Origin of the sequence: Streptomyces sp., from assembly GCF_019510245.1 — a bacterium.
Classification (GTDB): Bacteria; Actinomycetota; Actinomycetes; order Streptomycetales; family Streptomycetaceae; genus Streptomyces.
The window spans coordinates 41,155-66,847 of record NZ_JAEKKT010000138.1 but is presented as its reverse complement, the minus strand read 5'-3'; the positions used below and the strand labels follow the sequence as shown (position 1 = coordinate 66,847).

Sequence of the window (25,693 nt, the reverse complement as noted above, 5' to 3'; positions counted from 1 at the left end):
CCTCAGCTTGCGGGTGGCCAGGTGATCCAGGAGGGGGGGATGTCCTCGTGCAGCCGGATGACGTCGTGCCGGGCCAGCACCCGGGTGCGCAGCAGCTCCTGCGCCACGAGCCGGGCCACGGCGATGGCCCCCGGCGGGTTGAAGTGCGTGTTGTCCTGTTCGGTGTCGGTCCAGTTGAAGTACGCCTTGGTCGCCTCTACGCCCAGCGACTGCCACAGAGCCAGCGACAGCGCCTCGATGTCGAGCAGCGCCACATGCTCCCGCGCGGCCAGCGCGCGCATCGCCGCCGGATAGTCGCCGTGGGTCGGTACGGCGTTGCCGTCGGCGTCGAACCGCCGCCGCTCGACGGGGGTGGCGAGCACCGGCCGGGCACCGTGCGCGCGGGCGCCCTCGATGTGGAGCCGCAGGTAGTCCTGGTACGTCGTCCAGGGCTCGGTGTACCGGGTGGGGTCGTCGCTCTTCTCGTCGTTGTGCGCGAACTGGACGAGGAGCAGGTCGTGCGGCCGGATGGTCGCGAGGATGGCGTCGAGCCGCCCCTCGTCGACAAAACTCTTCGAACTCCGGCCGTTGACGGCCTGGTTGGAGACGGCGACCTCTTTCCGGAGAAAGAAGGGAAGCGCCATTCCCCACCCGGTCTCGGGCGCCGCGTCGGCGTATTTCTGGGCGGCGGTGGAGTCTCCGGCGATGTAGAGGGTGCGAGGTTTTCCCCGGGGGGACCTGCCCACGAGGGGAACGGCTGCAAGGGCCGCCGAAGTCACCTGTCTGCGCGTAAGGGACACGAAGGTTCACCTTTCATGTCTTTTAGGGGCGCTGGGGGTCCCCCCCGGCCGAAGGCTGGGGGAGGAACTGCGCGACCAGCCGTAACGAGCCCGCGGCCCCCAACAACCGCAACGACCCGAACTCAGTGGTTCTTCTTCCAGTCGGCCTGCGCCTTGTCGAGCTGATCGGCCAGCGTGTCCAGAAACTCCTTCGCCGTCATCTTCCCGAGCAGCACCTTCTGGAAGTTCGGCTCGTTGTCGGCCTTGGAGATGGTGTTCCAGTCCGGCAGGTAGTAAGGCAACTGCACGATCTTCGTACCGGCACCGTTCAGCGCCTCGGCTGCCAGCTTCGTGGGCTCGGCCTGCTGGATCCACGCGTCGGAAGCCGCCTCGGTGTTCGCCGGAATCTGCCCCGCCGACTCGTTGAACTTCGAGTTCTCCTCGTGCGACAGGGCGAACTCGACGAACTTCCAGGCAGCCGCCTTGTTCTTGCTGGACCTGAAGACACTCAGCCCGTCGACCGGGTTGGAGATCTGTACCCGCGTACCGTCGTCCTGGGTCGGGTTCGGCAGCCCCCGGAACTTGTCCGCGCCCAGCGCCTTCAGATGGTCCTGGTAGGACCCGAGGTTGTGGCTGAGCATCCCGATCGTGCCGCTGTCCCACTGCGCGACCATCTTGGTGAAGTCGTTGTTGACGTCAGCGGACGGCGTGTCCTTCTTGTACAGCGCGACGTACTTCTCCAGCGCGGTCACGTTCTTCGGGTCGTTGACCGTGGTCTTGTCCCCGTTCCAGAACGAGGTGATCCCGCTCTGGCTGTACGCGGCGTCGAGCGCCGGCGCGATCGATCCCTCGCCGCCACGGATCGTGAACCCGAACTCGTTCTTGCCCTTGTCGGTGAGCTTGTCGGCGGCCTGGTAGAACTTCGTCCACGTCGTCGGCGCGTCCAGGCCCGCCTTCTTGAACAGGTCGGTCCGGTACCACAGCACACCGTTGTTGGACGAGGTCGGGATCTGGTACAGCCGGTCGCCGCCGCCCGCGGCCCGGCTGTTGTCCAGCAGCTTCTGGTTCAGCTTGCCCTTGAGCGAGCTCTTCGCCAACCGGCTGTCCAGCGGCTCCAGCGCGCCCTGCACCGCGACCTCGGCGAGCATCGCGGTACCGACACCGCCGACGTCGGGCAGACCGCCGCCCTGGATGGCAGTGTCGTACTTGGACTGGGCACTCGCGGCGGGAATGCCGACGTACTTCACCTTGATGTCGGGGTTCTGCTTCTCGAAGTCGGCGATGATCTCCTTCCAGACGTCGGTGCGGACACCGCCGTTGTTGTCCCAGAAGGTGATCGTGCCCTTCCCGGAGCCCTCGCCGCCCTTGTCGCCCGCGCTGCCGCTGCCGTCGTCGCCGCAGGCGGTGGCGGTCAGCGCGAGCACGGAACCCAGGGCGACGGCGACGGCCGCGCGCCTGCTTCTGCGAATGCTTCTCTTCATCGATCGGCTCTCTTCTGTCTGGGGTCAGCAGGAGGTGACGCGAAAGTGCGTGAAGGTGGCGGCCCCGGCGGCGCCCGGTCCCTCGGGCGCGGCGGCGAAGAGGCCGAGCAGGGCGCCGACCCAGCGCCAGGGCGTGGCGGCGAACACCGGTCCGGACGGCACGAGGCCCGCCCCGACGTCGTACGAGAACCGGCAGCGCGCCCCCGCGCCGATGTCGATGCGCAGCCGGGCCCGCCCCTCGGGCGCGGGCCGTGCGGGGCCGGCGTCGCGTTCGCGGTCGGCGGTGGTCTCCGCGAACCGGTGCACGAGCCGCACGCCCCCGCCCGGCCCGCACTCCAGCCCGATCCAGCCGAAGGCATCGCCGAGCACCGCGAGCCCCGCCCGCGCCCCCGGCCCGGCGCCGTCCAGGTGCAGTTCGACCTCGACCGCGCACGGCTCCCCGGGCAGTCGCTGGGTCAGCACGTGCGGCAGCCGACGCAGGTCGTGCGCATCCCCCGAGCGCACGCACGCCAGCCGCAGGCCGTCCCCCGAGTGCTGGGTGGCCCAGCCCGCACCCGGATTGGCCGTCCACTGCCACTGCCGGCCGAACCGCCCGCCCGGGAAGTCGTCGTCGGTGGCGGGCGCGGCGGGCGGCTGCGCCGGCAGTGCGGGCCTGCGGTGTACGGCGACGGGCGCGCCGGCGTCCCCGATCAGCGGCCAGCAGTCCGCGTCCCAGCGCATCGGCTGGAGGTGGACGACCCTGCCGTACGCCCCCCGCTGCTGGAAGTGCAGGAACCAGTCCTCGCCGTCCCGAGTCCGTACCCAGCCGCCCTGGTGCGGTCCGTTGACGTCGGTGTCCTTCTGTTCCAGGACGATCCGCTCCTCGTACGGCCCGAAGAAGCCACGGGAGCGGAAGGCGCCCTGCCAGCCGGTGGCCACTCCGCCGGCGGCGGCGAGGATCCAGAACCAGCCGTCGTGCCGGTGGAGCTTGGGACCCTCCAGGGTGAACCACCCCGGTATCCGGTCCCCGTCCACGATCACCTTGCCTGCGTCCAGCAGCGAGCTGCCGTCCGGGTGCATCCGGTGGCCGGTGAGCCGGTTGTTGACGCCGGCGCGGGACTTCGCCCAGGCGTGGACGAGGTACGCCTCGCCTGTCTCGTCGTCCCACAGGGGGCAGGGGTCGATGAGTCCCCGGCCCTCCTTCACCAGGTGCGGGCGGCTCCAAGGGCCTCTGATCTCCGGGGCGTTGATCTGGAAGATGCCCTGGTCGGGGTCGCCCCAGAAGATCCAGAAGCGGTCGTCGTGGTGCCGTAAGGAGGGGGCCCAGACCCCGCGGTCGTGGCGCGGGGCGGTGAACCGCTCCTCGGGTTCGAGGCGTTCGAGGGCGTGGCCGACCAGGGTCCAGTCGACCAGGTCGCGGGAGTGCAGCAGGGGCAGGCCCGGGACGCGGCCGAAGCTGGAGGCGGTGAGGTAGAAGTCGTCGCCGACGCGGACGACGTCGGGATCGGACCAGTCGGCGTTCAGGACCGGGTTGGTGTACGTCTGTCCGTCGCCCGTCATGTGCTCACCTCGTTCGGCGGGGCCCAGGGGGCGCCCAGTTCGGAGTAGAGGGAGAGGGTGTCGGCGCTGGCCGCGACCAGTGCGTCGATGCCAGTGACGACCCGGCGCCCGTCGCCGGGCAGGTGGTGCCAGGCGTCGGCGGGCAGCGCCAGCGGGTCGTCGGCCAGTCGAATCGCTTCAACGACCCGCATGAAGGCGCCGGTCGCGTCCGGCTCCACCAGCAGGGCGGCGCCGGTGGTGAGATGGTCGGCGAGGTTCTCCAGCAGGTCCGTGCTGCCGTACTCGATCTCCTCCGGGCCGTGGCCCGCCCGCTGCACCAGCACCCGGTCCTGCTTGTACCAGTGGGTGATCCGGCCCCCGGTGCCGTGCACCAGGACGTACGGGTCCCCCGGTTCCTCGGCGCAGAGCGTGGCGGCGACCGTGACCGGGCCGCGCGGGGTGGTGACGCGGACGCAGGAGGTGTCGTCGGACTCGATGTCGTTGGCGCGCAGCAGCTCGGTCTCGATGCGGTTGACGTCCTCTGCGCGGTCGGTGCCGAGCAGGGCGAGGCCGGTGGCGACGGCGTGCGCGAGGGGGTTGGTGAGGACCCCGTCGATGACGTCGACGCCGTTCAGCCGCCGCTTGCCGGCCCAGGGTGCCCGCCGGTAGTAGGCCTCCGGGCGGGCCCAGGCGCCCGCGCCGCCCACCCCCACCACGTCGCCGACGGCACCGTCCGCGATCAGCCGCCGGATCGCGGGCACGGCGTGCGAGCCGAGCGACTGGAAGCCGATCTGGCAGGCCACGCCGGCCTTCGCGACCCCGTCGGCCATCCGCCGGAACTCGGCGTACGACGGCGCCGGCGGCTTCTCGAGGAGCAGGTGCACGCCCCGCTCGGCGGCCGTCAGGGCGAGGTCGGTGTGGGTGGGGATGGGCGTGCAGACCACGGCGATCCGGGCGCCGGTCGCGTCGAGCAGGGCGCCGAAGTCGGCGGCCTGGGCGGGCTGCCCGAGCCCCTGAGGCAGCTCGTCCGCGCCCAGCGGGGTCAGCTCGCAGATCCCGGCGAGCCGTACGATCCCCTTCTCCTGGAGCCGGCGGATGTTCTCCAGGTGCCAGCGGCCGTGGCCGCGCGCCCCGGCCAGAACGAGGTCGATGGGTGAAGAGTTCACGGCGTCCTCCCTGCGTTGTCGATCTTTGGGTGCAGGGTAAGCGTTTGCCCCGGTCCGTCCGCGAGGTGTCTCATCCCTTCACCGCCCCCGCGCTGAAGCCGGTGATCAGCCACTTCTGGATGAAGGCGAAGACGATCACGACGGGTACGGCGGCGATGATCCCGCCCGCGGCCAGCGCGCCCAGGTCCACGCTGTCGGCGCTCATCAGGGTGCTGAGGCCGACCGGGATGGTCTGCTTGCTCTGGTCGGAGAGGAACATCAGGGCGAACAGGAAGTGGTTCCAGGCGTGCACGAAGGCGAAGGAGCCGACCGCGACCAGCCCCGGCCGCAGCAGCGGCAGGACGACGATCCGGAAGGCGGTGAGCCGGTTGCAGCCGTCGACCCAGGCGGCCTCCTCGAGGGAGTACGGCACGTTCCTGATGAAGCCGCTGATCAGGATCATCGACAGCGGGAGCTGGAAGACCGTCTCGGCGATGACGACGCTGCCGAGCGAGTTGATCATCTGGAGCTTGGCGAAGATCTGGAAGAGCGGGACCAGGAGCAGCGCGCCCGGCACGAACTGGGAGCAGAGCAGGGCCAGCATGAAGCCGCGCTTGAGCCTGAAGTCGAAGCGGGCGAGGGCGTAGCCGCCGGCCAGCGCGACGACCGTGGTCAGCAGCAGCGTCGACACGCCGACGTAGACGCTGTTGGTGAAGTAGGTGCCGAAGCTGCGCTCGGTCCACACCTTCTGGAAGTGGTCGAAGGTGACCGGCCAGGGGACGAGCGAGGTGGAGCCGGCCGGGCGGAGCGCGAAGAGCAGGATCCAGTAGAAGGGGACCAGGGTGAAGAGGAGGTAGATCCCGAGGGGGAGGTAGATCTGCCAGCGGGGGACCTCGTCCCAGGCGCGGCGCTTCTTTCCCGGCCGGGCGGGCTCGGTCACGGCGGGGGTGGCCGCGGGGGCGATCTCGGTGATCACTTCGCCTCGCCTCCGAACTTGCTGAGCCGCAGGTAGCCGATCGAGCAGAAGAGCAGGATCACGAAGGCCACCGTGGTCAGCGCGGACGCGTAGCCGAAGTCGTGGGCGTCGACGCTGGTGTTGGCGATGTAGAGGGGAAGGGTCGTGGTCTCCCCCGCCGGGCCGCCGCCCGTCAGGGTGTAGAGCAGGTCGACGTTGTTGAACTCCCACACCGCGCGCAGCAGCGTGGACAGGACGATGGCGTCCTTGAGGTGCGGCAGTGTGATGTGCCGGAACTGCTTGAGGCGGCTCGCGCCGTCGACCTCCGCCGCCTCGTACAGGTCCTTGGAGACGGACTGGAGGTCGGCGAGGATGAGGATCGCGAAGAACGGCACGCCCCGCCACAGGTCGGCGACCACGGCCGCCGGGAAGACGGTCGAGGGGTCGGAGAGCCAGCTGGTGCCGTACGACCCGATGCCCGCGTCGGCGAGGTAACGCGTGATGCCCGTCTGGGAGTTGTAGAGCAGCACCCAGATCGCGGAGGTCAGCACGCCGGAGACGGCCCACGGCGAGAAGACCAGCGCCCGTCCCAGTGCCCGTCCCACGAAGGTCTGGTTCACGATCAGCGCGAGCGCGAGCCCGAACAGCAGCTGCAGGCCGACTTCCACCACGACCCACTGGGCGCTGAAGGTCAGCGTGTCCCAGAACTGCGGGTCGTGCGCGAAGGCCTGCGTGAAGTTGCCGAAGCCCGCGAACCCGTTCCGCCAGGGCTTGGTCGGGTTGTAGTTCTGCAGGCTGTAGTAGAAGACGCTGAGCACCGGGTAGGCGATGAACCCCAGCGTGAGCAGGGCCGCCGGGGCGACCAGCAGGTACGGCAGCCTGCGCGGCGTCGCGGAGGCACGGCGCCGCCGGGGTGGCGCGGGCGGTTTCGCCACGGCTGCGGCTTGGGCCATGACTGTTCTCCGTTCCCATCGGTTACAGCGGGTGCAGGAAGCGCTTGCTACATGCACGTGGTTGAAGCGCTTCGACGATCTCCGTCGAGGCGGTCGGGGGTCAGCCCGCGTACGGGTCCGGGACTTCTCCCGGCCGGGCCAGGAACTCGAAGTCGCAGCCGGTGTCGGCCTGGGTGATCTGCTGGTCGTAGAGCGCGCCGTACCCGCGCTCGTACCGCGCGGGCGGCGGTGTCCACGCGGCCCGGCGCCGCGCCAGCTCCGCTTCCGCCACGTCGAGCCGCAGGGTGCGGGCCGCGACGTCCAGGGTGATGGAGTCCCCGGTGCGGACCAGGGCGAGCGGCCCGCCGACGTACGACTCGGGTGCGATGTGCAGCACGCAGGCGCCGTAGCTGGTGCCGCTCATCCGGGCGTCGGAGATCCGCACCATGTCCCGCACCCCCTGCTTGAGCAGGTGGTCGGGGATGGGCAGCATGCCGTACTCGGGCATGCCGGGGCCGCCCTTGGGCCCGGCGTTGCGCAGCACGAGCACGCTGTCGGCGGTGATCCCGAGGGAGGGGTCGTTGATGGTGCGCTGCATGGTCCGGTAGTCGTCGAAGACGACCGCTGGACCGGTGTGCTTCAGCAGGTGCGGTTCGGCGGCGATGTGCTTGATGACGGCGCCGTCGGGGCAGAGGTTGCCGCGCAGCACGGCGACGCCGCCCTCGGCGGCCACCGGGTTGCCGCGCGGCCGGATGACGTCGTCGTCGTGGACCCGGGCGCCGGCGAGCTGCTCGCGGTAGGTGTCGTACGACACCGTCGGCCGGTCGAGATGGAGCAGGTCGGGGATGCGGGAGAGGAAGCCGGGGAGGCCGCCCGCGAAGTGGAAGTCCTCCATGAGGTACGTCCGGCCGCCGGGGCGGACGTTGGCGAGGACGGGCACGGTGCGGGCGATGCGGTCGAAGTCGTCGAGGGTGAGCCGTACCCCGGCCCGGCCGGCCATGGCGATGAGGTGGATGACGGCGTTGGTGGAGCCGCCGAGCCCGAGGACGGTGGTGACGGCGTCCTCGAAGGCGTCGCGGGTGAGGAGGTGGGAGAGCCGCCGGTCGCGGTGGACGAGTTCGACGATCCGCATCCCCGCCCGGGCGGCCATGCGGTCGTGCCCGGAGTCGACGGCCGGGATGCTGGAGGCGCCCGGCACGGTCACGCCGAGCGCCTCGGCGGCGGCGGTGAGGGTGGAGGCCGTCCCCATGGTCATGCAGTGGCCGGGGGAACGGGCCAGCCCGCTCTCCAGCTCCGTCATCTCGCAGTCGCCGATGAGACCGGCGCGCTTGTCGTCCCAGTACTTCCACATGTCGGTGCCCGAGCCGAGGACCTCGCCCCGCCAGTGGCCCGGGAGCATGGGTCCCGCGGGCACGAAGACGGCCGGCAGGTCCACCGAGGCCGCGCCCATGAGAAGGGCCGGGGTGGACTTGTCGCAGCCCCCCATCAGCACGGCCCCGTCGACCGGGTACGAGCGCAGCAGCTCCTCCGTCTCCATGGCGAGGAGGTTGCGGTAGAGCATCGGGGTCGGCTTCTGGAAGGTCTCGGAGAGGGTGGCGACCGGGAACTCCAGCGGGAATCCGCCCGCCTGCCACACGCCCCGCTTCACCGCCTGCGCCCGGTCACGGAGGTGCACATGACAGGGGTTGATGTCCGACCAGGTGTTGAGGATCGCGATGACCGGCTTGCCGAGGTGCTCCTCGGGGAGGTAGCCGAGCTGGCGGGTGCGGGCGCGGTGGCTGAAGGAACGGAGCCCCTCGGTGCCGTACCACTGGTGGCTGCGGAGCTCCTCGGGCCGCTTGCGCGGGCTGTTCTCACCGGGGCTCACAGGGACCACCCGGCGGCTATGGCGGCGACCTCGGCGCGCCCTTCCTCCGGCAGCTGCCTGCTGGGCGGGCGGACGTCGCGGCGGCACAGGCCGAGGGCGGCGAGGGCCTCCTTGACGACGGTGACGTTGTCGGCGGAGCCGTTGGCCGCGCGCAGTTCCTCGAAGCGGCGGATCTGTTCCCAGACCTTCATGGCGGCCGGGTAGTCGCCGGATCGAAGCGCTTCGATCATGTCCAGCGAAACGGCCGGGGCGACGTTCACGAGACCGGAGGTGAAGCCGGTGGCGCCGGCCGAGAAGTAGGAGGGGGCATAGGGCTCGGCGAGCCCGGCGACCCAGACGAAGCGGTCGAGCCCCGCGTCCCGGGCGAAGGCGGCGAACTTGGCGGCGTCCGGGACGGCGTACTTGACGCCGATCACGTTGGGGCAGGCGTCGGCGAGTTCGGCGAGGCGGGCGCCGGCAAGCTGGGCGTTGCGGACGTACGGGACGACGCCCAGCTCGGGGACGGCCGCGGCGACGGCACGGTGGTAGTCGACCCAGCCGGCCTGCGAGACGTACGGGTGGACGGGCTGATGGACCATCACCATCTGCGCGCCGTGCTCGCGGGCGTGCCGGGCGGCGGCGACGGCGGTCGCGATGTCGTGCCCGACCCCGACCAGGACGACCGCCCGGTCCCCGGCCTCGTCGAGCGTCAGCTCGGTGACCAGCCGCCGCTCCTCGGGGGTCAGGGCGTAGAACTCGCCGGTGTTCCCGTTCGGGGTGAGGGTGCGGATCCCGCCGTCGAGGAGCCGGCGGAGCAGGGCCCGGTGGGCGTCCCGGTCGACGCTGCCGTCCGCGGCGAAGGGGGTCACCGGGATGGCCACCACGTCGGCCAGGGCCGCCCGTTGGGTCTCGAACGCCACGCTGCTCATTCCCGGCCTTCCTGGTCGGCTGTCCGGGGGAACGCCCGGTCGACGAAGGACGCGATGTGGGTGTGCAGGGTGCGGGCGGCGCCGTCGGCGTCGCCGGCCAGCGCCAGCCGCAGGATCTCGCGGTGCTCACCCGCCTCCTGCTCCCAGGAGGGGGAGGCGGCCCAGGCGACGGCGGAGACGAGGGCGGCCTGGTCGCGGACCTCGTCGAGCATCCGGCCGAGGAGCGGGTTGCCGCACGGGAGGTAGAGGGCGCGGTGGAAGTCGCGGTTGGCGAGGGAGCGTTCGGCGGTGTCGGTGGCGTCGTCGGCGCGGGTGAGGGCGTCGCGGGCGGCGTCGAGGGAGGCGCCGCGCCGCACGGCCCGCCGCAGGGCCTCGGGTTCGAGGAGCAGCCGTACGTCGTAGACCTCCCGCGCCATGTCCGCGTCCACCATGCGCACCGTGACGCCCTTGTACTGGCTCATCACGACCAGCCCGGTCCCGGCGAGGGTCTTGAGCGCCTCCCGCACGGGGGTCTTGGACACCCCGAACTGCGCGGCGAGCTCGGTCTCCACCAGGGCCTGACCGGGCGTGAGCAGACCGGTCAGGATGCGGTGTTTGATCGCGTCCAGCACGAACTGCGTGCGCGACGGAATCGGCAGGGGCACAGAGGTCATGCGCGCCTCTCGGGGTCACGTATCAGGCGCGGGGCCCGATCTGACGTATCTGATCTCGCATATCGCGTCTCATATATGACGTACGAAGTACGACGCGGACGAAGGTAGGAGGGTGGCCGGGTTTCGTCAATGCTTCTGACAGAGGTGGCGAGTGAGGGGGAGCCGGCCCATGGGCCCGGCCGCGGCGACGGTTCTCCGGCCGCCGCCTCAGAAACCCCTCGTCTCCCCCTCCCGGGCCACGCCGGTGGGCCGTCCCGAGACCGCCCCCGCCCGGGCCGCCGCCGTCTCCCGGGTCAGGGCGGGGCCCACGTGGGTGATGAGGAGTTCCCGTACTCCCGCCTCCCGGGCGGTCCGTCCCGCGTCCTCCGGGGTCAGGTGTACCCGTTCGCCTTCGCGATGCCGGTCGAGGTCGGCCTCGCACAGGAAGACGTCCGCCCGGGTGGCCAGCTCGGTCAGGGCCGTGCACGGGCCGCTGTCGCCGGAGTACGCCAGCACGCTTCCCTGGCACTCGGCGCGCAGCCCGTAGGCCTCCGTGTCGTGGGCCACCGCCCGGGCGGTGAGCCGCAGGTTCCAGTGCTGGACGGCATGGCCGTCGTACAGGGGCCGGAAGTCGAAGACCCCGCCCAGGAAGCCCGGGTCCGGCCGGCCGAAGAAGCCCGCCAGGCGTGCCGCGCACTCCTGGGGCGCGTAGACGGGGATCGGTGCGGCGGGGGTCAGGCCGCCGAAGGCGTACGCGTAGGCGGCGGCCGGCAGATCAGCGCTGTGGTCCGCGTGCAGGTGCGAGAGCCAGATCGCCGTGAGCCGCGCCGGATCCGTGTGCCGCTGCAACTCCGCGAAGGTCCCGGTCCCCGCGTCCACCCACACCTCGGCGCCGCCGCCCCGCACCAGGTAACCGGAGCACGGGCGGCCGGGCCGCGGGTAGGGGGAGGCGGTGCCGAGGACGGTGAGGCTCAAGGGCATGGCGAGGAGAGTACGTATCCCGGCCCCCTCCCGCTCACCGTTTGCGTCCTTTTACGGCTTCCAGCCCGGGTCCCGGCCGCTCAGCCCCACCGCCCGGTCCAGCAGCCGTGCGCCCTCCGGCACCGGCACGAGGGGGCCGAAGGGGCCGCGGTCGCCGTTCGCCGCCATCCGCAGGAAGCCGTACGCCGCCTCCAGGGCCGCCGGATCCGGGACGTACTCCTGTCCGGTGGCCCGGGCCAGGTCCCAGCCGTGGACGACCAGTTCGTCGGCGACGACCGCGCCCGCCACCTCGCCCGGCAGGTCGACCCCGCCCGCGCGCGTCATGCCGTCCCACGCCGAGGGGTCCCGCCAGGCCTCCGCCAGTGCGTCCAGCGCCTTGGGCAGCTCCTGCCGCCACTCCGGTCCGAGTACCGGCAGCGCCGCGTCGGGGCGGTGGTCGGTGGTGGCGCCCAGGTCCTTGCGGGCCGCGTCCCGGAAGGCCACGGACAGGCCCGCCACATGGCCCAGCAGGTGGCGGACGGCGTAGTCCGGACACGGCGTCGGCACCGCGAGCTGCCCGTCCGTCACCCGCTCCGCGAGCTCCGCCACGATCCTCGTCTGCGGGCCGAGGTCGATCATGGTGGTACCAGTCATCGTGCTGCCTCCCGGTGCGCCGGTTCGGTCGTCTGCTCCGTCTCCGTCAGGAGGTGGACCGCGCGGCCTTCCGAAACTCATCGGTCCGCCACACCGACACCCCGCCCAGGAAGCACCACAGCGCGATCACCGGGTCGCAGATCGCACACCCGAACGACGAGTCGAGGAGGAACGGGATCAGCGGCGAGCCCTTGATGTCGTGGACGATGTCCCACGTCGTGTGCATCAGCCAGCCGACGCCGATGAAGGTCCAGGAGTCCAGGCCGCGGTAGGCGACATACGTGGCGAGTGCGGTGAACGCGAACTCCCAGCCGCCCAGGCCGCCGCAGCTCAGGTACGCGGCGCCCGCCCCGGCCACCATCAGCGCGTTGAAGCGGCGCCGGTGCGGTTCGCGGACGAGGGACATGAGGAGGACGTAGCCGAGACCGATGAGGATCGGTGCGATGTAGCGCATGAGGCCGACGCCAGGGTCGCGGCCGCAGCCGCCCCATGGGCATCGCCGACGGGTTCCGACGGATTCCCGCCGGGCGGCCCGGACCGGTCCGGCGGTCTGCCCACCGACGTCTCCGGCACCGTTCCCGTGTCTCTGCGGCCTCCTTCCGGCGTCCTTCCGGCGTCCTCCCGGCGTCCTTCTAAGGCACCTGCCCGATCCCCGCACCCCCGCCTTAGGCCCACGATGACCAGGCATGACGACCACCACCTCGTGGGCCGTGGCCCGCCTGCTGCGCGATCGCAACGCCGCGCTGTACCTCGCCGGTGTCCTGGTGTCCGGCTTCGGCACCTCCGCGCTCTGGCTCGTGTCCGGTGTGTGGGTCAAGGACCTCACCGGCTCCGACGGACTCGCCGCCCTCTGCACCGCCGCCCTCTGGGCCCCCACCCTGCTCGGCCCCGTCCTCGGGGGCCTCGCCGACCGCGTCCGCCGCAAACCCCTGGTGATCCGTACGAACCTCGCCCTCGCCCTTCTCCTGCTGCCCCTGTGCGCGGTCTCCTCCCCCGCCTCCGTCTGGCTGCTCCTCGCCGTCCTCGTGCTCTACGGCGCGGCGGGCGTCGTCGAGGACGCGGCGAGCTCCGCGCTGGTCGCCGCAGCCGTCGACCCGGCGCTCCTCGGCGACTTCAACGGGCTGCGGATGACCGCCCGCGAGGGCATGAAGCTGGTCGCCCCGCTGACCGGCGCCGCGCTGTACACGGCGTACGGCGGGCCGTGCGTGGCGCTGCTGGACGCCGGCACCTTCGTGCTGGCGGCAGGGCTGTGCGCGCTGCTCCGGGTGCGGGAGGAGCGGCCCGGACGGGCGGCGCCCGGCAGCCGGCGGGGGCGGGCGGCCGAGGGGGTCCGGCTGCTCCGGGCACATCCGGCCCTGCGGCCGCTGGTGTGCGCCGGGGGCGCCACGATGTGTCTCGCCTCGCTCGGCAGCAGCATGAACTACGCCGTCGTGGCCGCCCTCGGTCACTCCCCCGCCTACACGGGGGTGATGTACGCCGTCCAGGGCGTCGGCTCGGTCGGCGTCGGGCTGGTCGCGGGGCCCGCGCTGCGGCGGCTCGGGGAGCTGCGGTTCGCGGCGTGCGGGATCGCGCTGACGGCGGTGGCGGTGGCCGGGCGGGTGGTGCCATGTGACATGGCACTGCTCGCGTGCAGCCTCGCCGGCGGATTCGGCCTTCCCTGTGTGCTGATCGCCGCCTACACCGCCGTACAGCGCGAGGTCCCGGCCGCCGCGCTGGGGCGGGCGACCGCGACGGCCGACACGCTGATGTTCACACCGAACGTGGCCGGACTGGCCGTGGGGGCCGCCCTGGTCGAACTCGTCGACCACCGGCTGCTGTTGCCGGTCTTCGGCGGGGCGCTGTTCCTCACCGCCGGTGCACTGGCTCAGCGCAGCGCCTCCCGCACCGCCGCCAGGTCCCCGTCGGACGCCAACCCGGCGTGATACAGCCGCAGTTCGGTCGCACCCTGGGCACGGGCGCGGTCCGCGTCGGCCGCGAGGGTGCCGGGGCTGCCGCCCATCCCGGAGACCACCGTGAGGTTGGCGGCCAGGACCGTGTCCGCCCGGGCATGTCCGGCGAAGGGCGCGAGCAGGGCCGTACCGCCCGTGCAGGGGACCACGACGCCGTCTGCCACGGAGAGGATCCAGGCCGGGTCCACGCCGGCGTTGGCTCCGCAGTGGTACGTCACCGGGTCGGCGTGCAGCAGCACCTGGAAGCCTTCGGGGGCCGCCGCCCGCACCGCGGCCACGGCCGTCTCCTGGAGCGTGCGGGCCTGTCCGTCGCGCCACGCGCGCGTGGCCGCCGCCACCGGGGCGCCGAGCAGCTTCTCCACCGTCGGCCAGCCGGCGTCGTCGCCCGTGCCCCGCCACAGCGGCTCCAGGGCCTCCCGTACGGCGGCGGCCAGCTCGTCGGCGGCCAGGCCCTGTTCGCCGTATCCGGTCCGGCACGCGGGACAGAAGCAGAGCGCCATCAGGTACTGGCCGGCGTCCCCCAGGCCGACCCCGGCTGTCTTGTCGTGGGCGTGCAGGTGCTGGAGGCCGTACCAGCCGAGGGACTCCAGTTCGGTACCGGCCGCTCCGGGGCGTACGGCGGCCTCGGCGGCGAGGTCGGCCAGGTACGCGCGCGTGGCGGGCTGGGCGATGCAGGGGGCCCAGGGGTAGCGGTCGCCGTAGGCGTTGACGACGGAGGTGTCCGGATGCTCGGCGCCCAGGCGGGAGTTGTGGGCGAGGACCACCCAGGTGTGGACTTCGAGGCCGGCGCCGCGCAGGGCGTCGGCGGCTTCGCCGTGGGCGTCGCCGGGGGCCCAGTCGCCGGCCGGGTGGGGGCGCAGCTCGCGGCCCGTCCAGCGGTCGCCGGCCGGGTAGTAGACGGCCGCGTGTTCGGCGGTGACGATGCGGTGGCGGGGGTGGCGGGGGGTCAGCGCGCGGGTGGAGTGGTAGGCGGAGGCCAGGGTCACCTGGTCGACGCCGAGCGCCGCGATGCGGCCGGCGGCCGCGGGGTCGCCGTTGACGTCCCAGGGGTACACGAACGCCGAGGCCTTCAGCCGCCCCGCCCGGCTCGCTGCGGCGTGCGTCACGCGTTCTCCTCCAGCAGTGCGTATCCGCGCTCGATCAGCCGGGCGAGCTGCTTCACGTGGTCCTCGGCCGGCTCGTGCAGCGGGGGGCGGACCTCGCCGACGTCCAGGCCGCGCAGCCGTACGCCGGCCTTGACCAGCGAGACGGCGTATCCCCGGCCCTGGGCGCGGAGTTCGACGAACGGGCGGTAGAAGCCGTCCAGCAGGCGCTCGGCCGTCGTGCGGTCCCCCTCGCGCAGGGCGGCGTGGAAGGCGAGGGCGATCTCGGGGACGAAGCAGAAGACGGCGGAGGAGTAGAGGCTGATGCCGATGGCCCGGTAGGCGAGCTGGGTCTGTTCGGCGGTGGGCAGGCCGTTGAAGTAGAGGAAGTCGCCGGGGGCCTCGGTGCGGACGGCGCTGACGATGCGCTGCATGAGGTCCAGGTCGCCGAGGCCGTCCTTGAAGCCGATGACGCCCTCGGTGCGGGCGAGTTCGACGACGGTGGGCGGGGTGAACACGGCGTTGTCGCGCTGGTAGACGATCACGGGGAGTTCGGTGGCCGCCGCCACCTCGCGGTAGTGCCGGAGCAGGCCCTCCTGGCCGGCGACCACCAGGTAGGGCGGCATGGCGAGGAGGCCGTCGGCGCCCGCGGCCGCGGCGAGACGCGCGTAGCGTACGGCGAGTGCGGTGCCGTAGCCGGCGCCGGCCACCACCGGGACCTGCCCGTCGGCCGCTGCCACGGCCGCGCCCACACAGGCCTCGAACTCCTCCGGGAGCAGCGCGTGGAACTCCCCGGTGCCGCAGCAGGCGAAGACGGCGGCGGCACCGGCCGCGACGCCCCGCCGGACGTGCTCGCGGTAGGCGTCGAGGTCGAGGGAGCCGTCGGGGCCGTAGGCGGTGACGGGGAAGAAGAGCGGCCCGCGCGGGTCACGGAGCCGGGCGGCGAGAGGGGCTGGCGTCACGGGCGCTCCCTGTCGAGGCGGTCGACGCAGATCGTGCTGCTGATGCATGTCTCTGATGCATGTCCCTGATCGGCGTCCATATTCATGAACGCGACCACGTTACGAGGCGCCCTTAGGGCCGGTCAAGGCGACAAACGACCAACTGTCGAGCGGATTTCCGCACTCCACGGCACACTTGACTCGGTGCGCCCCATCTCCCTAGCGTGTCCATGAATGTGAATTCCATACACGGACACGACCGGCGCCGATCCAAGGAGACTGTGGATGCCCACGCCCCGCACGCTACTGCTCACCGGTGCCGCCGGCGGACTCGGCACCCTGATGCGGTCCCTGCTCCCCGAGTACGGCTACGAGCTGCGCCTGTTCGACGTGCGCCCGGTCGAGGGCGAACCGGACGCGATCACCGCCGACCTCGGCGACAAGGACGCGCTGCGGGCCGCCGTGCGCGGGGTGGATGCGGTCCTGCACCTCGCGGGGATCTCCCTGGAGGCGCCCTTCGAGAAGATCCTCCGCTCGAACATCGAGGGCACCTACAACCTGTACGAGGCCGCCCGCGAGGCCGGCGTGCCGCGCATCGTCTTCGCCTCCTCCAACCACGCCGTCGGCTTCACCCCGGCGCCGACGGCGGGCGAGCCGCTCATCCCGGTCGGCACCCCGCGCCGCCCGGACACCTTCTACGGCCTGTCCAAGGCGTTCGGCGAGGACCTCGCCCAGCTGTACTGGGACAAGCACGGCCTGGAGACGGTCTCCGTCCGCATCGGCTCCTGCTTCGCCGAGCCGGCCGACGTGCGGATGCTCTCGGTGTGGATGAGCCCCGCCGACGGCGCCCGCCTCTTCCACGCGGCGCTCACCGCCGAGGAGGTCGGTCACACCGTCGTCTACGGCTCGTCCGCCAACACCCGGCTGTGGTGGGACCTGAGCTCCGCGCGGGCGCTCGGCTACGAGCCGCAGGACGACTCCGAGCAGTTCGCCGCGAAGCTGATCGCCGAGCACGGCGAACTGGACCCGGCGAAGCCGGCCCACACCCACCTCGGCGGCCGCTTCGTCGACGACCCGCCCGTCTGGCCGTACTAGCAGCACGCCGGGCGGCGGAAAACGGTCGCCCACGGCGGCGGGCGGGCACCGAACGGGCCCGCCCGCCGCCGTGTTCGGGCATCCGGGCCGCCCGGTCCCACCCCTTCCGCGGCAGCCGCGCAGGTCCGAGGCGGGCGCTCCGCCCCGCAAACGGGCACACACGGGCAGTATCGGGCCCGCAACAGGCCTGGTCAGCCTCGCACCCCCGCTGTAGAACTTGCTGCATGGCCCGAACGGGCAGCTCCAGGCGGCCCGAGCAGGCCCCGTGCGGTTCCACGAGGAAGTGGGTGACGAGATGAGCACGCAGACGGCGGAGGAACGCCAGCGCGAGATCGTGCGGGCCGCGCGCGCCACGGGCTCCGTCGACGTCACCGCGCTCGCCTCCGCGCTGGGCGTGGCCAAGGAGACCATCCGGCGCGACCTGCGCGCCCTGGAGGACCACGGCCTGGTGCGCCGTACCCACGGGGGCGCGTATCCCGTCGAGAGCGCCGGCTTCGAGACCACGCTCGCCTTCCGGTCGACCAGCCACGTCCCGGAGAAGCGGCGGATCGCGTCGGCCGCCGCCGAACTGCTGGGCGACGCCGAGACCGTCTTCGTCGACGAGGGCTTCACCCCCCGGCTCATCGCCGAATCGCTGCCGACGGACCGGCCGCTGACCGTGGTCACGGCGTCGCTGCCGGTCGCGGGCGCACTGGCCGAGACCGAGAACATGTCGGTCCTGCTGCTGGGCGGCCGGGTCCGGGCCGGCACGCTGGCCACCGTCGACCACTGGACGACGAAGATGCTCGCCGGATTCGTTCTCGATCTCGCCTACATCGGCGCCAACGGCATCTCGCGCGAGCACGGGCTGACCACCCCGGACCCCGCCGTCAGCGAGGTCAAGGCGCAGGCGGTACGGGCCGCGCGCCGGACGGTCTTCGCGGGCGTGCACACCAAGTTCGGCGCCGTCAGCTTCTGCCGCTTCGCCGAGATCGGCGCCCTGGAGGCGATCGTGACGAGCACCCTGCTCCCCACGGCCGAGGCCCACCGCTACTCCCTGCTGGGCCCGCAGGTCATCCGGGTCTGATCCACCACCGCCCCCCTCCGAGGGCACTCCACACCCATCACTGCCCCATATATCCCGATTCCTCCAGGAGCGATCCATGCGAACCCCGAGCCGACGGAGGCCGCGCGTCACACTCGCCATGGCCGCCGCAGGGACGCTGCTCGCCCCGCTGCTCTCCGGCTGCTGGGTCGGTGCGGGCGGGTCCGGTTCCGGCGGCGACTCGATCAACGTGCTGATGGTCAACAACCCCCAGATGACGGAACTCCAGAAGCTCGCCCCGCGCTTCACCAAGGAGACCGGCATCAAGGTCAACTTCACCGTCCTGCCCGAGAACGACGTCCGCGACAAGATCAGCCAGGACTTCGCCAACCAGGCCGGCCAGTACGACGTGGCCACCCTGTCCAACTACGAGATACCGATCTACGCCCGCAACGGCTGGCTGCACGAGATGGACTCCTACGTCGCGAAGGACCCGGGCTTCGACCAGCAGGACGTCCTGCAGCCGATGCGCGAGTCCCTGACCGCCGACGACGGCAAGCTCTACGGCGAGCCCTTCTACGGCGAGTCGTCGTTCCTGATGTACCGCAAGGACGTGTTCGCGGCGAAGGGCCTGACGATGCCCGCGCACCCCACCTGGCAGCAGGTCGCCGACCTCGCCGCCAAGGTGGACGGCGCACGGTCCGGCATGCGCGGCATCTGCCTGCGCGGCCTGCCCGGCTGGGGCGAGCTGATGGCACCGCTGACCACGGTCGTGAACACCTTCGGCGGTACCTGGTTCGACAAGGACTGGAAGGCGCAGCTGGACGCGCCCGGCTTCGAGAAGGCGACGAAGTTCTATGTCGACCTGGTCCGCAGGCACGGCGAGTCCGGCGCCCCGCAGTCCGGTTTCGCCGAGTGCCTCAACAACATGACCCAGGGCAAGGTCGCCATGTGGTACGACGCCACCAGCGCGGCCGGCCTCCTGGAGGCGAACGGCTCCCCGGTCAGGGGCAAGCTCGGCTACGTCCCGGCGCCCGTGGAGCAGACCAGGTCCGCCGGCTGGCTCTACACCTGGGCCTGGGGCATCCAGAAGGCCTCCCGCAACCCGGACAAGGCCTGGAAGTTCGTCTCCTGGGCGTCCAGCAAGGAGTACGAGGAACTGGTCGGCCGGAGCGGCGGCCAGACCGGCGGCTGGTCCAACGTCCCGGCGGGCAAGCGGGCGTCGACGTACACGAACCCGGACTACGTCAGGTCGGCCGCGGCCTTCCAGGAGATGACCAAGGAGGCCATCGAGAGCGCCCGCCCGAACGACCCCGGCGTACAGCCGCGGCCCGCGCCCGGCATCCAGTTCGTCGACATCCCCGAGTTCACCGATCTCGGCACCAAGGTCTCCCAGGAGATCAGTTCGGCCATCGCCGGACGGCAGTCCGTCGACTCGGCCCTCAAGAAGTCCCAGCAGCTCGCCGAGAAGATCTCCAAGGAGTACGAGGGACGATGACCGCGACGACAGCCCCCTACGCAGCGACACCCGCACGCGCCACGCGGCCACCCTCCGCCCGCCTGCGCGCCTGGGCCACCCGGGCACCCCTGCTGCCCGCCCTGGTCTTCATGATCCTCGTGACCCAGCTGCCCTTCGTGGCCACGGTGGTCATCTCCTTCTTCGACTGGAACGCCCTCTACCCGAACGCCCGTCATTTCGCCGGCGTCGACAACTACCGCCAGGTCCTGACCGACGCCGACCTGCGCCACTCGGTGTGGACGACCGTGCTCCTCACGGTCACGGTGGTGCTGGTCAGCCTGGTCCTGGGCCTCGCGCTGGCGCTGCTCCTGAACAACCGGTTCCGCGGCCGGGGCGTCGTCCGCACCCTGCTGATCGCCCCTTTCCTGGTGGTCCCGGTGGCTGCCGCCCTGCTCTGGAAACACGTCCTCTACAACCCCGAATACGGGCTCCTCAACGGCCTGCTGCACTACGTCGGCGGACCGCAGCCCGACTGGATCTCGGGCACCCCGCTGCTGGCGGTCGAAGCCGCCCTGGTGTGGCAGTGGACACCGTTCATGATGCTGATCCTGCTCGCCGGGCTGCAGAGCCGTGACCCCGAGCAGATCGAGGCCGCGCGGGTGGACGGCGCGGGCGAATGGCAGATCTTCCGTCATCTGACGCTCCCGCACCTGCGCCGCTACCTCGAACTCGGCGCCCTGCTCGGCTGCATCTACATCGTCCAGAACTTCGACGCGGTCTTCACGATCACCTCCGGCGGCCTGGGCACCGCCAACCTCCCCTACACCGTGTACCAGAGCTTCTACCAGGCCCACGAGAACGGCCTCGCCTCGGCCGCCGGCGTCCTGGTCGTCATCGGCTCGATCGTCATCGCGACCTTCGCCCTGCGCGTGGTGTCGTCCCTGTTCCGCGAGGAGGTGTCCCGCGCATGAGCACCATCGCCCTTCGCATACGGCAGCACCGGGGTCTCGGCATCGGCCTGGTGGCCTGGCTGGTCGGCATCGTCTTCTTCTTCCCCATCGCCTGGATGGCGCTGACGTCCTTCCACTCCGAGGCGGACGCGGCGACCAACCCGCCCTCCTTCGGCGCCGCCCTCACCCTGGACGGCTACCGCGAGTTCTTCGGCGCGGGCGGCGGCGCAAGCCCCTGGCCCGCCTTGGTCAACTCGGCGGTCGCCTCGATCGTCTCGACCCTCTTCGTGCTCGTCCTCGCCTTCCCGGCGGCCTACGCGCTGTCGATCCGGCGGGTGAAGAAGTGGACGGACGTCCTGTTCTTCTTCCTGTCCACGAAGATGCTGCCGGTGGTGGCAGGGCTGCTGCCGATCTACCTGTTCGCGAAGAACACGGGGATGCTCGACAACATCTGGTTCCTGGTCATCCTCTACACCTCCATGAACCTGCCGATCGCGGTGTGGATGATGCAGTCCTTCCTCGCCGAGGTCCCGGTCGCGGTGATCGAGGCGGCGCAGATCGACGGCGCCCGCCTGCCGACGATCCTCGCGCGCGTGGTCGCCCCGATCGCCCTGCCCGGCATCGCCGCCACCTCGCTGATCTGCTTCATCTTCAGCTGGAACGAACTTCTCTTCGCCCGAGTCCTGACGGGCGTGGTCGCCGAGACCGCCCCCGTCTTCCTGACCGGCTTCATCACCAGCCAGGGCCTGTTCCTCGCGAAGGTGTGCGCCGCGTCGCTCGTCGTCTCCCTGCCGGTGCTCGCCGCGGGGTTCGCCGCCCAGGACAAGCTGGTCCAGGGCCTGTCGCTTGGAGCCGTGAAATGAAGGCCGCCGTCATCGAGTCCGTGGGCCGTGCCGTCGTCACCGAGGTCCCCGACCCGGCACCCGGCCCCCGCGAGGTCGTGGTGGAAGTGGCCGCGTGCGGGCTGTGCGGGACCGATCTGCACATCCTCCAGGGCGAGTTCGCGCCCAAGCTGCCGATCGTGCCGGGTCACGAGTTCGCCGGCGAGGTGGTCGGCGTCGGCTCCCGGGTGACCGAGGTGGCGATCGGCGACCGGGTCGCGGTCGACCCGTCCCTGTACTGCCACGAGTGCCGCTACTGCCGGGACGGCCACAACAACCTCTGCGAACGCTGGGCCGCGATCGGCGTGACCGTGCCGGGTGGCGCCGCCCAGTACGCGGTGGCCCCGGTGGCCAACTGCGTGAAGCTCCCCGAGCACGTCCGCACCCAGGACGCGGCCCTGGTCGAGCCGCTGTCGTGCGCGGTACGCGGCTACGACGTCCTGAAGTCGAGGCTGGGCGCACATGTGCTCATCTACGGCTCGGGGACTATGGGCCTGATGATGCTGGAGCTGGCCAAGCGGACCGGCGCGGCGAGCGTGGACGTGGTCGACCTGAACCCGGCCCGCCTGGAGACAGCCCGGCGGCTGGGCGTCTCGGCGACCGCCGCGAACGCGGACGAGCTGGACCGGCCGCGCGGCTGGGAGGTGGTGATCGACGCGACCGGGAACGCGGCGGCGATCCAGGACGGCCTGGGCCGGGTGGCCAAGGCCGGTACGTTCCTCCAGTTCGGCGTCGCCGACTACGCGACCCGGGTGACGATCGACCCGTACCGCATCTACAACCAGGAGATCACCATCACCGGCTCCATGGCCGTCCTGCACAGCTACGAGCGGGCGGCGGAGCTGTTCGCGAACGGGGTTCTGGATCCGGAGGTCTTCATCAGCGACCGCCTGCCGCTCGACAGCTACCCGCAGGCGCTGGAGCAGTTCGCGTCGGGCGTGGGACGGAAGATCGTGGTGGTGCCGTAAGGGCTGCGGTGCCGTGGAGGAGTCACGGTGCCGTGGAAGTTTAAGGGAACGGTAAAGCCAGGTCGTTCGTTCACCCGGCATGACAGCTATGACCCCTGGCTCGAACATCCCTCTGCCGGTCTCCCGGGTGGCGGTGGACGTCACCGCCCCCGTGCGGCTCGACGTGTCGGGCCTGCTGCTCACGGGCGACGGCAAGGTGCGCTCCGACGACGACTTCATCTTCTACAACCAGCCCGGCGGCCCGGGTGTGACGTACCGCTCCGGCGGCGGTACGGCCCCGGACGCGATCACCGTCGACACGTCGGCCGTGCCGCCCGGCATCGAGAAGATCGTCGTCACCGCGAGCCCCGACGCCGCAGGCCAGACCTTCCAGGGCATCGAGCCGACGGCGACGATCCGCAACGCGGACGACGGCTCGGTGCTGGCCACCTTCACGCCTCCGCAGCTGGGCACGGAGACGGCCCTGGTGATCGTGGAGATCTACCTGCGGAACGGCGCGTGGAAGGCCCGCGCCGTCGGCCAGGGGTATGCGAACGGCCTGGCAGGCATCGCCACCGACTTCGGCGTGACGGTGGAGGAACCGGCCCCGGCCGCCCCCCAGCCGGCGGCGCCCCAGCCGGCGGCTCCCACGGTGGTGGCCCCGCCCGCCGCTCCCCCGGCACCGCCCGCTCCGCCCGCGCCCGGCGCCGGGAAGATCAACCTGGACAAGGGCCGGGTCAGCCTCCAGAAGAACCAGACAGTGTCCCTGGTCAAGGGCGGCCGCCCGCTGCTCTCCCAGGTCATGATGGGCCTCGGCTGGGAGCCGGCGTTCCGGGGCAAGGACATCGACCTGGACGCGTCGGTCATCGCGTACGGCCCACAGCGCGACCACGTCGACAGCTGCTACTTCGGCAAGCTGTCCATCCTCAACGGCGCGATCAAGCACTCGGGCGACAACCTCACCGGTGAGGGAGGCGGCGACGACGAGGTGATCGCGGTGGACCTCGGCCGGATCCCGCCGGAGGTCACCGGTCTGGTCTTCACCGTCAACTCCTTCTCCGGCCAGAAGTTCACGGAGGTCGCCAAGGCCTACTGCCGTCTGCTGGACGCCGCGACCGGCGAGGAACTGGTCCGCTTCGACCTCACCAACGCCGAGGCGCAGACGGGCGTGATGATGGCGAAGCTGGTCCGGCAGTTCTCCGGCGAGTGGGACATGACCGCGATGGGCTCGTTCGTGAAGGCCCGCACGGTACGGAACATGGTGAAGCCGGGGGCGGAGGCGCTCTGACCCCAGTCGGGCGACGGGTGTGCGGCCGTGGGCGCTACGGCCGCAACCCCTCCGTGAGCAGTGACAGATAGCGCCGGATCTCCTTGCCCTGCCCGTTCGCCAGTTCCGAGGCCGTGGCCAGCCCGTGCGCGAGGCGCAGGAGTTCGATCGGCTCGATGTCCTGGCGCAGAGTCCCCTCTTTCTTCGCCGCGTCCACCAGGCGGGTCGCCGCGCCGCGGACCGTGACGCCGCAGGCCGTGACCGTGGCGGAACTGCCGTCCGTGACGGCCGAGCCCAGCAAAGTCTTCAGGCCGCGCACCTGGATGGTGGCCAGGCACAGCTCGTTCAGCCACTCGGTCAGTGCCGCGCTCGGCGGAAGCTCCGCGGCGAACTCGTCGGCCTTCGCGGCCAGTCCCTCCAGCCGGTCCACGAACGCGGCCTCCAGCAGCGCCTGCCGGGTGGGGAAGTGCCGGTAGAGCGTGCCGGAGCCGACGCCCGCCCGTTTGGCGATGTCGTCCAGCGACGCGTTCTCCCCGTGCTCGGCGAAGGCCTCGACGGCGACCTTCAGCAGCCGCTCGTAGTTGCGGCGGGCGTCCGCGCGCATGGGCCTGACCTGCGTCATCCAGTTACTCCTTGCGAACCGGGGAGTCTCTCCGTATCTTATCGAACACTAAACGGAGACAGTCCCCGCTTATCGCGTGTGCTCGACGTGCTCCGGGCAGTCCGCCTGCCCGTACCTGCCCGTGCCCCGTGCCGGGGACGCACAGACCGGGAGAACCTCATGTCCGCCCCGTCCAGCCCGTCCGCCCCGTCCACCGCCACCGGCGCCCCGCCGGACTCCGCGCACCCCGCAAGGCTCGGCACCGCCCTCCTCGTCATCGTCACCGCCTACATGATGGTCGGCGTCGACTCCACCGTCGTCAACGTCGCGCTGCCCGACATCCAGCGGGGTCTGGGGTTCAGCCGCACCGGCCTGTCCTGGGTGCTCAACGCCTACACCCTCGCCTTCGGCGGCCTGTTACTGCTCGGCGGGCGCGTCGGCGACATCGTCGGCCGCCGTCGTACGCTCGGCGCCGGAGCGCTGCTGTTCGCGCTGTCCTCGCTGCTCGGCGGGGTCGCCGCGGAGAGCGGCTGGCTGCTCACGGCACGGGCGCTGCAGGGCGTCGGCGCCGCACTGATCGCGCCCAGCACCCTGGCCCTGATCACCACCAACTTCCCCCCGGGCCCACGCCGTCATCACGCCCTGAGCGTCTACTCCTCCGTGGCCGGCATCGGCGGCTCCGCCGGCCTGGTCCTGGGCGGCATGCTCACCTCGTGGGCCTCCTGGCGCTGGGCCCTGCTCATCAACGTGCCCATCGGCATCGCCCTGTTCGCGGCCCTGCCCCGGTTCGTCGCCGAGACCCCGCGGCACGCCGGCCGCTTCGACCTCGCGGGCGCGCTGACCGGGACGGCCGGGATGACCTCCTTGGTGTACGCGTTCATCCGGGTCTCCGAGGACGGCTGGACCGACGTCAGGGCCCTGCTCGGCTTCAGTTGCGCCGTGGCACTGCTGTCCGGCTTCGCCCTGATCGAGTCCCGGGCCGGCCAGCCGATCATGCCGCTGCGGCTGTTCGCCGACCGGGACCGGGCGGGTGGCTACCTCACCCTCATGCTGCTGCCCGCGGGCATGTTCGGGGCCTTCTACTTCCTCACCCTCATCTGCCAGCAGGTCCTGGAGTACAGCCCGTTGCGCGCCGGGTTCGCGTTCCTGCCCATGACCCTGGCCATGTTCACGATGGTGCGCCTGCTGCCGAGACTGCTGGCCCGCCTCGGCACCAAGCCGGTGCTGCTCACCGGCATCGCCCTGCTGGTCACCGCCGGCGGCTGGCTGTGGCGGCTGCGGCCCGGCGACGGCTACGCCACCGGGCTGCTCGGCCCGCTGCTGCTGCTCGGCGTGGGCGTCGGCCTGAGCTTCATGCCGCTCAACGCGACGATCCTCGCCCGTATCGGGCCACGGGAGGCGGGTGCCGCGTCCGGCCTGCTGCAGACCCTCCAGTGGCTGGGCGGCACCCTCGGACTCGCGGTCCTGGTCACGGTGTACGGCACGGCGACCCGGCACGCGACGGGCGCACCGGCCGACATCCTCACCCACGGCGCGTCCCGCGCCTTCGGCATCGGCTCGCTGGTCGCGGTGGCCGCGCTGCTGGTGGCGGGGTTCGTGATCACGAGCCCGCGGCGGCAGGAAGCCTGACGGCACGCGTCGCGGGGGGCCGTGCGCCAACTGGCGGTACGTGGGGCTGGTCGCCCAG

General features: G+C 71.7%; 24 protein-coding genes. 9 read left to right on the top strand and 15 right to left on the bottom strand.

The window, feature by feature from the left end; all coding sequences use genetic code 11:
- Positions 1–2 precede the first annotated feature (2 nt).
- The 12 genes from JF597_RS21575 to JF597_RS21520 all read right to left on the bottom strand — a co-directional run bounded on the left by JF597_RS21575 (position 3) and on the right by JF597_RS21520 (position 12,264).
- Positions 3–779 (bottom strand): rhamnogalacturonan acetylesterase, encoded by a 777-nt coding sequence (locus tag JF597_RS21575; RefSeq protein ID WP_293997128.1) that lies wholly within the window; start codon positions 777–779, stop codon positions 3–5.
- Between the two features lie 122 nt (positions 780–901).
- Complete coding sequence (locus JF597_RS21570) at positions 902–2,239, bottom strand: sugar ABC transporter substrate-binding protein (protein ID WP_293997125.1); 1,338 nt, start codon at positions 2,237–2,239, stop codon at positions 902–904.
- A gap of 24 nt (positions 2,240–2,263) precedes the next feature.
- Entirely contained in the window at positions 2,264–3,778 is a 1,515-nt protein-coding gene (locus JF597_RS21565; RefSeq protein WP_293997122.1) for a glycoside hydrolase 43 family protein, read from the bottom strand.
- Entirely contained in the window at positions 3,775–4,923 is a 1,149-nt protein-coding gene (locus JF597_RS21560; RefSeq protein WP_293997119.1) for a Gfo/Idh/MocA family oxidoreductase, read from the bottom strand. Before JF597_RS21560 ends, JF597_RS21565 begins: the two co-directional genes overlap by 4 nt.
- Before the next feature lie 70 nt (positions 4,924–4,993).
- Positions 4,994–5,878, bottom strand: coding sequence for a carbohydrate ABC transporter permease (locus JF597_RS21555; protein WP_293997117.1), 885 nt, complete (start codon positions 5,876–5,878; stop codon positions 4,994–4,996).
- Positions 5,875–6,810, bottom strand: a complete 936-nt coding sequence (locus JF597_RS21550) for a carbohydrate ABC transporter permease (protein WP_293997114.1) — start codon at positions 6,808–6,810, stop codon at positions 5,875–5,877. The genes JF597_RS21555 and JF597_RS21550 overlap by 4 nt, the downstream gene beginning before the upstream one ends.
- A 100-nt stretch (positions 6,811–6,910) precedes the next feature.
- Complete coding sequence (gene araD / locus JF597_RS21545; RefSeq protein WP_293997112.1) at positions 6,911–8,656, bottom strand: L-arabinonate dehydratase; 1,746 nt, start codon at positions 8,654–8,656, stop codon at positions 6,911–6,913.
- Positions 8,653–9,564, bottom strand: coding sequence for a dihydrodipicolinate synthase family protein (locus JF597_RS21540; RefSeq protein ID WP_293997110.1), 912 nt, complete (start codon positions 9,562–9,564; stop codon positions 8,653–8,655). Before JF597_RS21540 ends, araD begins: the two co-directional genes overlap by 4 nt.
- Positions 9,561–10,217 (bottom strand): GntR family transcriptional regulator, encoded by a 657-nt coding sequence (locus JF597_RS21535; protein ID WP_293997107.1) that lies wholly within the window; start codon positions 10,215–10,217, stop codon positions 9,561–9,563. The genes JF597_RS21540 and JF597_RS21535 overlap by 4 nt, the downstream gene beginning before the upstream one ends.
- Before the next feature lie 207 nt (positions 10,218–10,424).
- Positions 10,425–11,177, bottom strand: coding sequence for an MBL fold metallo-hydrolase (locus JF597_RS21530; RefSeq protein WP_293997103.1), 753 nt, complete (start codon positions 11,175–11,177; stop codon positions 10,425–10,427).
- A 51-nt stretch (positions 11,178–11,228) separates the two neighbouring features.
- Positions 11,229–11,810 carry a TIGR03086 family metal-binding protein gene (locus tag JF597_RS21525; RefSeq protein WP_293997100.1) on the bottom strand — a complete coding sequence of 194 codons (582 nt, stop codon included), beginning with the start codon at positions 11,808–11,810 and terminating at the stop codon, positions 11,229–11,231.
- Between the two features lie 46 nt (positions 11,811–11,856).
- Positions 11,857–12,264: a DUF6010 family protein gene (locus JF597_RS21520; protein ID WP_293997097.1), complete on the bottom strand. Its 408-nt coding sequence runs from the start codon at positions 12,262–12,264 to the stop codon at positions 11,857–11,859.
- Between the two features lie 232 nt (positions 12,265–12,496).
- On the opposite strand from JF597_RS21520, the gene JF597_RS21515 reads away from it, so the two are divergent.
- The gene (locus JF597_RS21515) at positions 12,497–13,732 is read left to right on the top strand and encodes an MFS transporter (RefSeq protein ID WP_293997094.1); all 1,236 of its coding nucleotides are present in this window, start codon (positions 12,497–12,499) and stop codon (positions 13,730–13,732) included.
- Here JF597_RS21515 and JF597_RS21510 read toward each other — a convergent pair.
- Positions 13,675–14,832: a hypothetical protein gene (locus tag JF597_RS21510; protein WP_293997229.1), complete on the bottom strand. Its 1,158-nt coding sequence runs from the start codon at positions 14,830–14,832 to the stop codon at positions 13,675–13,677. The genes JF597_RS21515 and JF597_RS21510 overlap by 58 nt on opposite strands.
- A gap of 29 nt (positions 14,833–14,861) precedes the next feature.
- Positions 14,862–15,803 (bottom strand): 5-dehydro-4-deoxyglucarate dehydratase, encoded by a 942-nt coding sequence (locus JF597_RS21505; protein ID WP_293997091.1) that lies wholly within the window; start codon positions 15,801–15,803, stop codon positions 14,862–14,864.
- A 264-nt stretch (positions 15,804–16,067) separates the two neighbouring features.
- Between JF597_RS21505 and JF597_RS21500 the strand changes: the two genes are divergently transcribed.
- From JF597_RS21500 to JF597_RS21470, 7 genes are all read left to right on the top strand, one after another.
- Complete coding sequence (locus tag JF597_RS21500; protein ID WP_293997088.1) at positions 16,068–16,877, top strand: NAD(P)-dependent oxidoreductase; 810 nt, start codon at positions 16,068–16,070, stop codon at positions 16,875–16,877.
- A gap of 295 nt (positions 16,878–17,172) precedes the next feature.
- Entirely contained in the window at positions 17,173–17,943 is a 771-nt protein-coding gene (locus JF597_RS21495) for a DeoR/GlpR family DNA-binding transcription regulator (RefSeq protein ID WP_293997085.1), read from the top strand.
- Between the two features lie 76 nt (positions 17,944–18,019).
- Positions 18,020–19,399: a sugar ABC transporter substrate-binding protein gene (locus JF597_RS21490; RefSeq protein ID WP_293997082.1), complete on the top strand. Its 1,380-nt coding sequence runs from the start codon at positions 18,020–18,022 to the stop codon at positions 19,397–19,399.
- On the top strand, positions 19,396–20,331 hold the full coding sequence (locus JF597_RS21485; RefSeq protein WP_293997079.1) for a carbohydrate ABC transporter permease: 936 nt from the start codon (positions 19,396–19,398) through the stop codon (positions 20,329–20,331). The genes JF597_RS21490 and JF597_RS21485 overlap by 4 nt, the downstream gene beginning before the upstream one ends.
- Positions 20,328–21,173, top strand: a complete 846-nt coding sequence (locus tag JF597_RS21480; RefSeq protein ID WP_293997076.1) for a carbohydrate ABC transporter permease — start codon at positions 20,328–20,330, stop codon at positions 21,171–21,173. Before JF597_RS21485 ends, JF597_RS21480 begins: the two co-directional genes overlap by 4 nt.
- On the top strand, positions 21,170–22,159 hold the full coding sequence (locus JF597_RS21475; RefSeq protein ID WP_293997073.1) for a zinc-dependent alcohol dehydrogenase family protein: 990 nt from the start codon (positions 21,170–21,172) through the stop codon (positions 22,157–22,159). Before JF597_RS21480 ends, JF597_RS21475 begins: the two co-directional genes overlap by 4 nt.
- Positions 22,160–22,247: 88 nt before the next feature.
- The gene (locus tag JF597_RS21470) at positions 22,248–23,426 is read left to right on the top strand and encodes a TerD family protein (protein WP_293997226.1); all 1,179 of its coding nucleotides are present in this window, start codon (positions 22,248–22,250) and stop codon (positions 23,424–23,426) included.
- A gap of 34 nt (positions 23,427–23,460) precedes the next feature.
- On the opposite strand, the gene JF597_RS21465 is transcribed toward JF597_RS21470, so the two are convergent.
- Positions 23,461–24,027 (bottom strand): TetR/AcrR family transcriptional regulator, encoded by a 567-nt coding sequence (locus JF597_RS21465; RefSeq protein WP_293997070.1) that lies wholly within the window; start codon positions 24,025–24,027, stop codon positions 23,461–23,463.
- Between the two features lie 159 nt (positions 24,028–24,186).
- Here JF597_RS21465 and JF597_RS21460 point away from each other — a divergent pair, with 159 nt between their 5' ends.
- Entirely contained in the window at positions 24,187–25,635 is a 1,449-nt protein-coding gene (locus JF597_RS21460) for an MFS transporter (RefSeq protein WP_293997067.1), read from the top strand.
- The last annotated feature ends 58 nt before the right edge of the window (positions 25,636–25,693 follow it).

Coding starts and splice junctions, on each gene's coding strand:
- JF597_RS21570 (WP_293997125.1), bottom strand. CDS start 2,239: ATGAAGAGAAGCATTCGCAGAAGCAGGCGCGCGGCCGTCGCCGTCGCC.
- JF597_RS21565 (WP_293997122.1), bottom strand. CDS start 3,778: ATGACGGGCGACGGACAGACGTACACCAACCCGGTCCTGAACGCCGAC.
- JF597_RS21550 (WP_293997114.1), bottom strand. CDS start 6,810: ATGGCCCAAGCCGCAGCCGTGGCGAAACCGCCCGCGCCACCCCGGCGG.
- JF597_RS21540 (WP_293997110.1), bottom strand. CDS start 9,564: ATGAGCAGCGTGGCGTTCGAGACCCAACGGGCGGCCCTGGCCGACGTG.
- JF597_RS21535 (WP_293997107.1), bottom strand. CDS start 10,217: ATGACCTCTGTGCCCCTGCCGATTCCGTCGCGCACGCAGTTCGTGCTG.
- JF597_RS21530 (WP_293997103.1), bottom strand. CDS start 11,177: ATGCCCTTGAGCCTCACCGTCCTCGGCACCGCCTCCCCCTACCCGCGG.
- JF597_RS21525 (WP_293997100.1), bottom strand. CDS start 11,810: ATGACTGGTACCACCATGATCGACCTCGGCCCGCAGACGAGGATCGTG.
- JF597_RS21520 (WP_293997097.1), bottom strand. CDS start 12,264: ATGCGCTACATCGCACCGATCCTCATCGGTCTCGGCTACGTCCTCCTC.
- JF597_RS21515 (WP_293997094.1), top strand. CDS start 12,497: ATGACGACCACCACCTCGTGGGCCGTGGCCCGCCTGCTGCGCGATCGC.
- JF597_RS21500 (WP_293997088.1), top strand. CDS start 16,068: ATGCCCACGCCCCGCACGCTACTGCTCACCGGTGCCGCCGGCGGACTC.
- JF597_RS21495 (WP_293997085.1), top strand. CDS start 17,173: ATGAGCACGCAGACGGCGGAGGAACGCCAGCGCGAGATCGTGCGGGCC.
- JF597_RS21490 (WP_293997082.1), top strand. CDS start 18,020: ATGCGAACCCCGAGCCGACGGAGGCCGCGCGTCACACTCGCCATGGCC.
- JF597_RS21485 (WP_293997079.1), top strand. CDS start 19,396: ATGACCGCGACGACAGCCCCCTACGCAGCGACACCCGCACGCGCCACG.
- JF597_RS21480 (WP_293997076.1), top strand. CDS start 20,328: ATGAGCACCATCGCCCTTCGCATACGGCAGCACCGGGGTCTCGGCATC.
- JF597_RS21475 (WP_293997073.1), top strand. CDS start 21,170: ATGAAGGCCGCCGTCATCGAGTCCGTGGGCCGTGCCGTCGTCACCGAG.
- JF597_RS21470 (WP_293997226.1), top strand. CDS start 22,248: ATGACCCCTGGCTCGAACATCCCTCTGCCGGTCTCCCGGGTGGCGGTG.
- JF597_RS21465 (WP_293997070.1), bottom strand. CDS start 24,027: ATGACGCAGGTCAGGCCCATGCGCGCGGACGCCCGCCGCAACTACGAG.
- JF597_RS21460 (WP_293997067.1), top strand. CDS start 24,187: ATGTCCGCCCCGTCCAGCCCGTCCGCCCCGTCCACCGCCACCGGCGCC.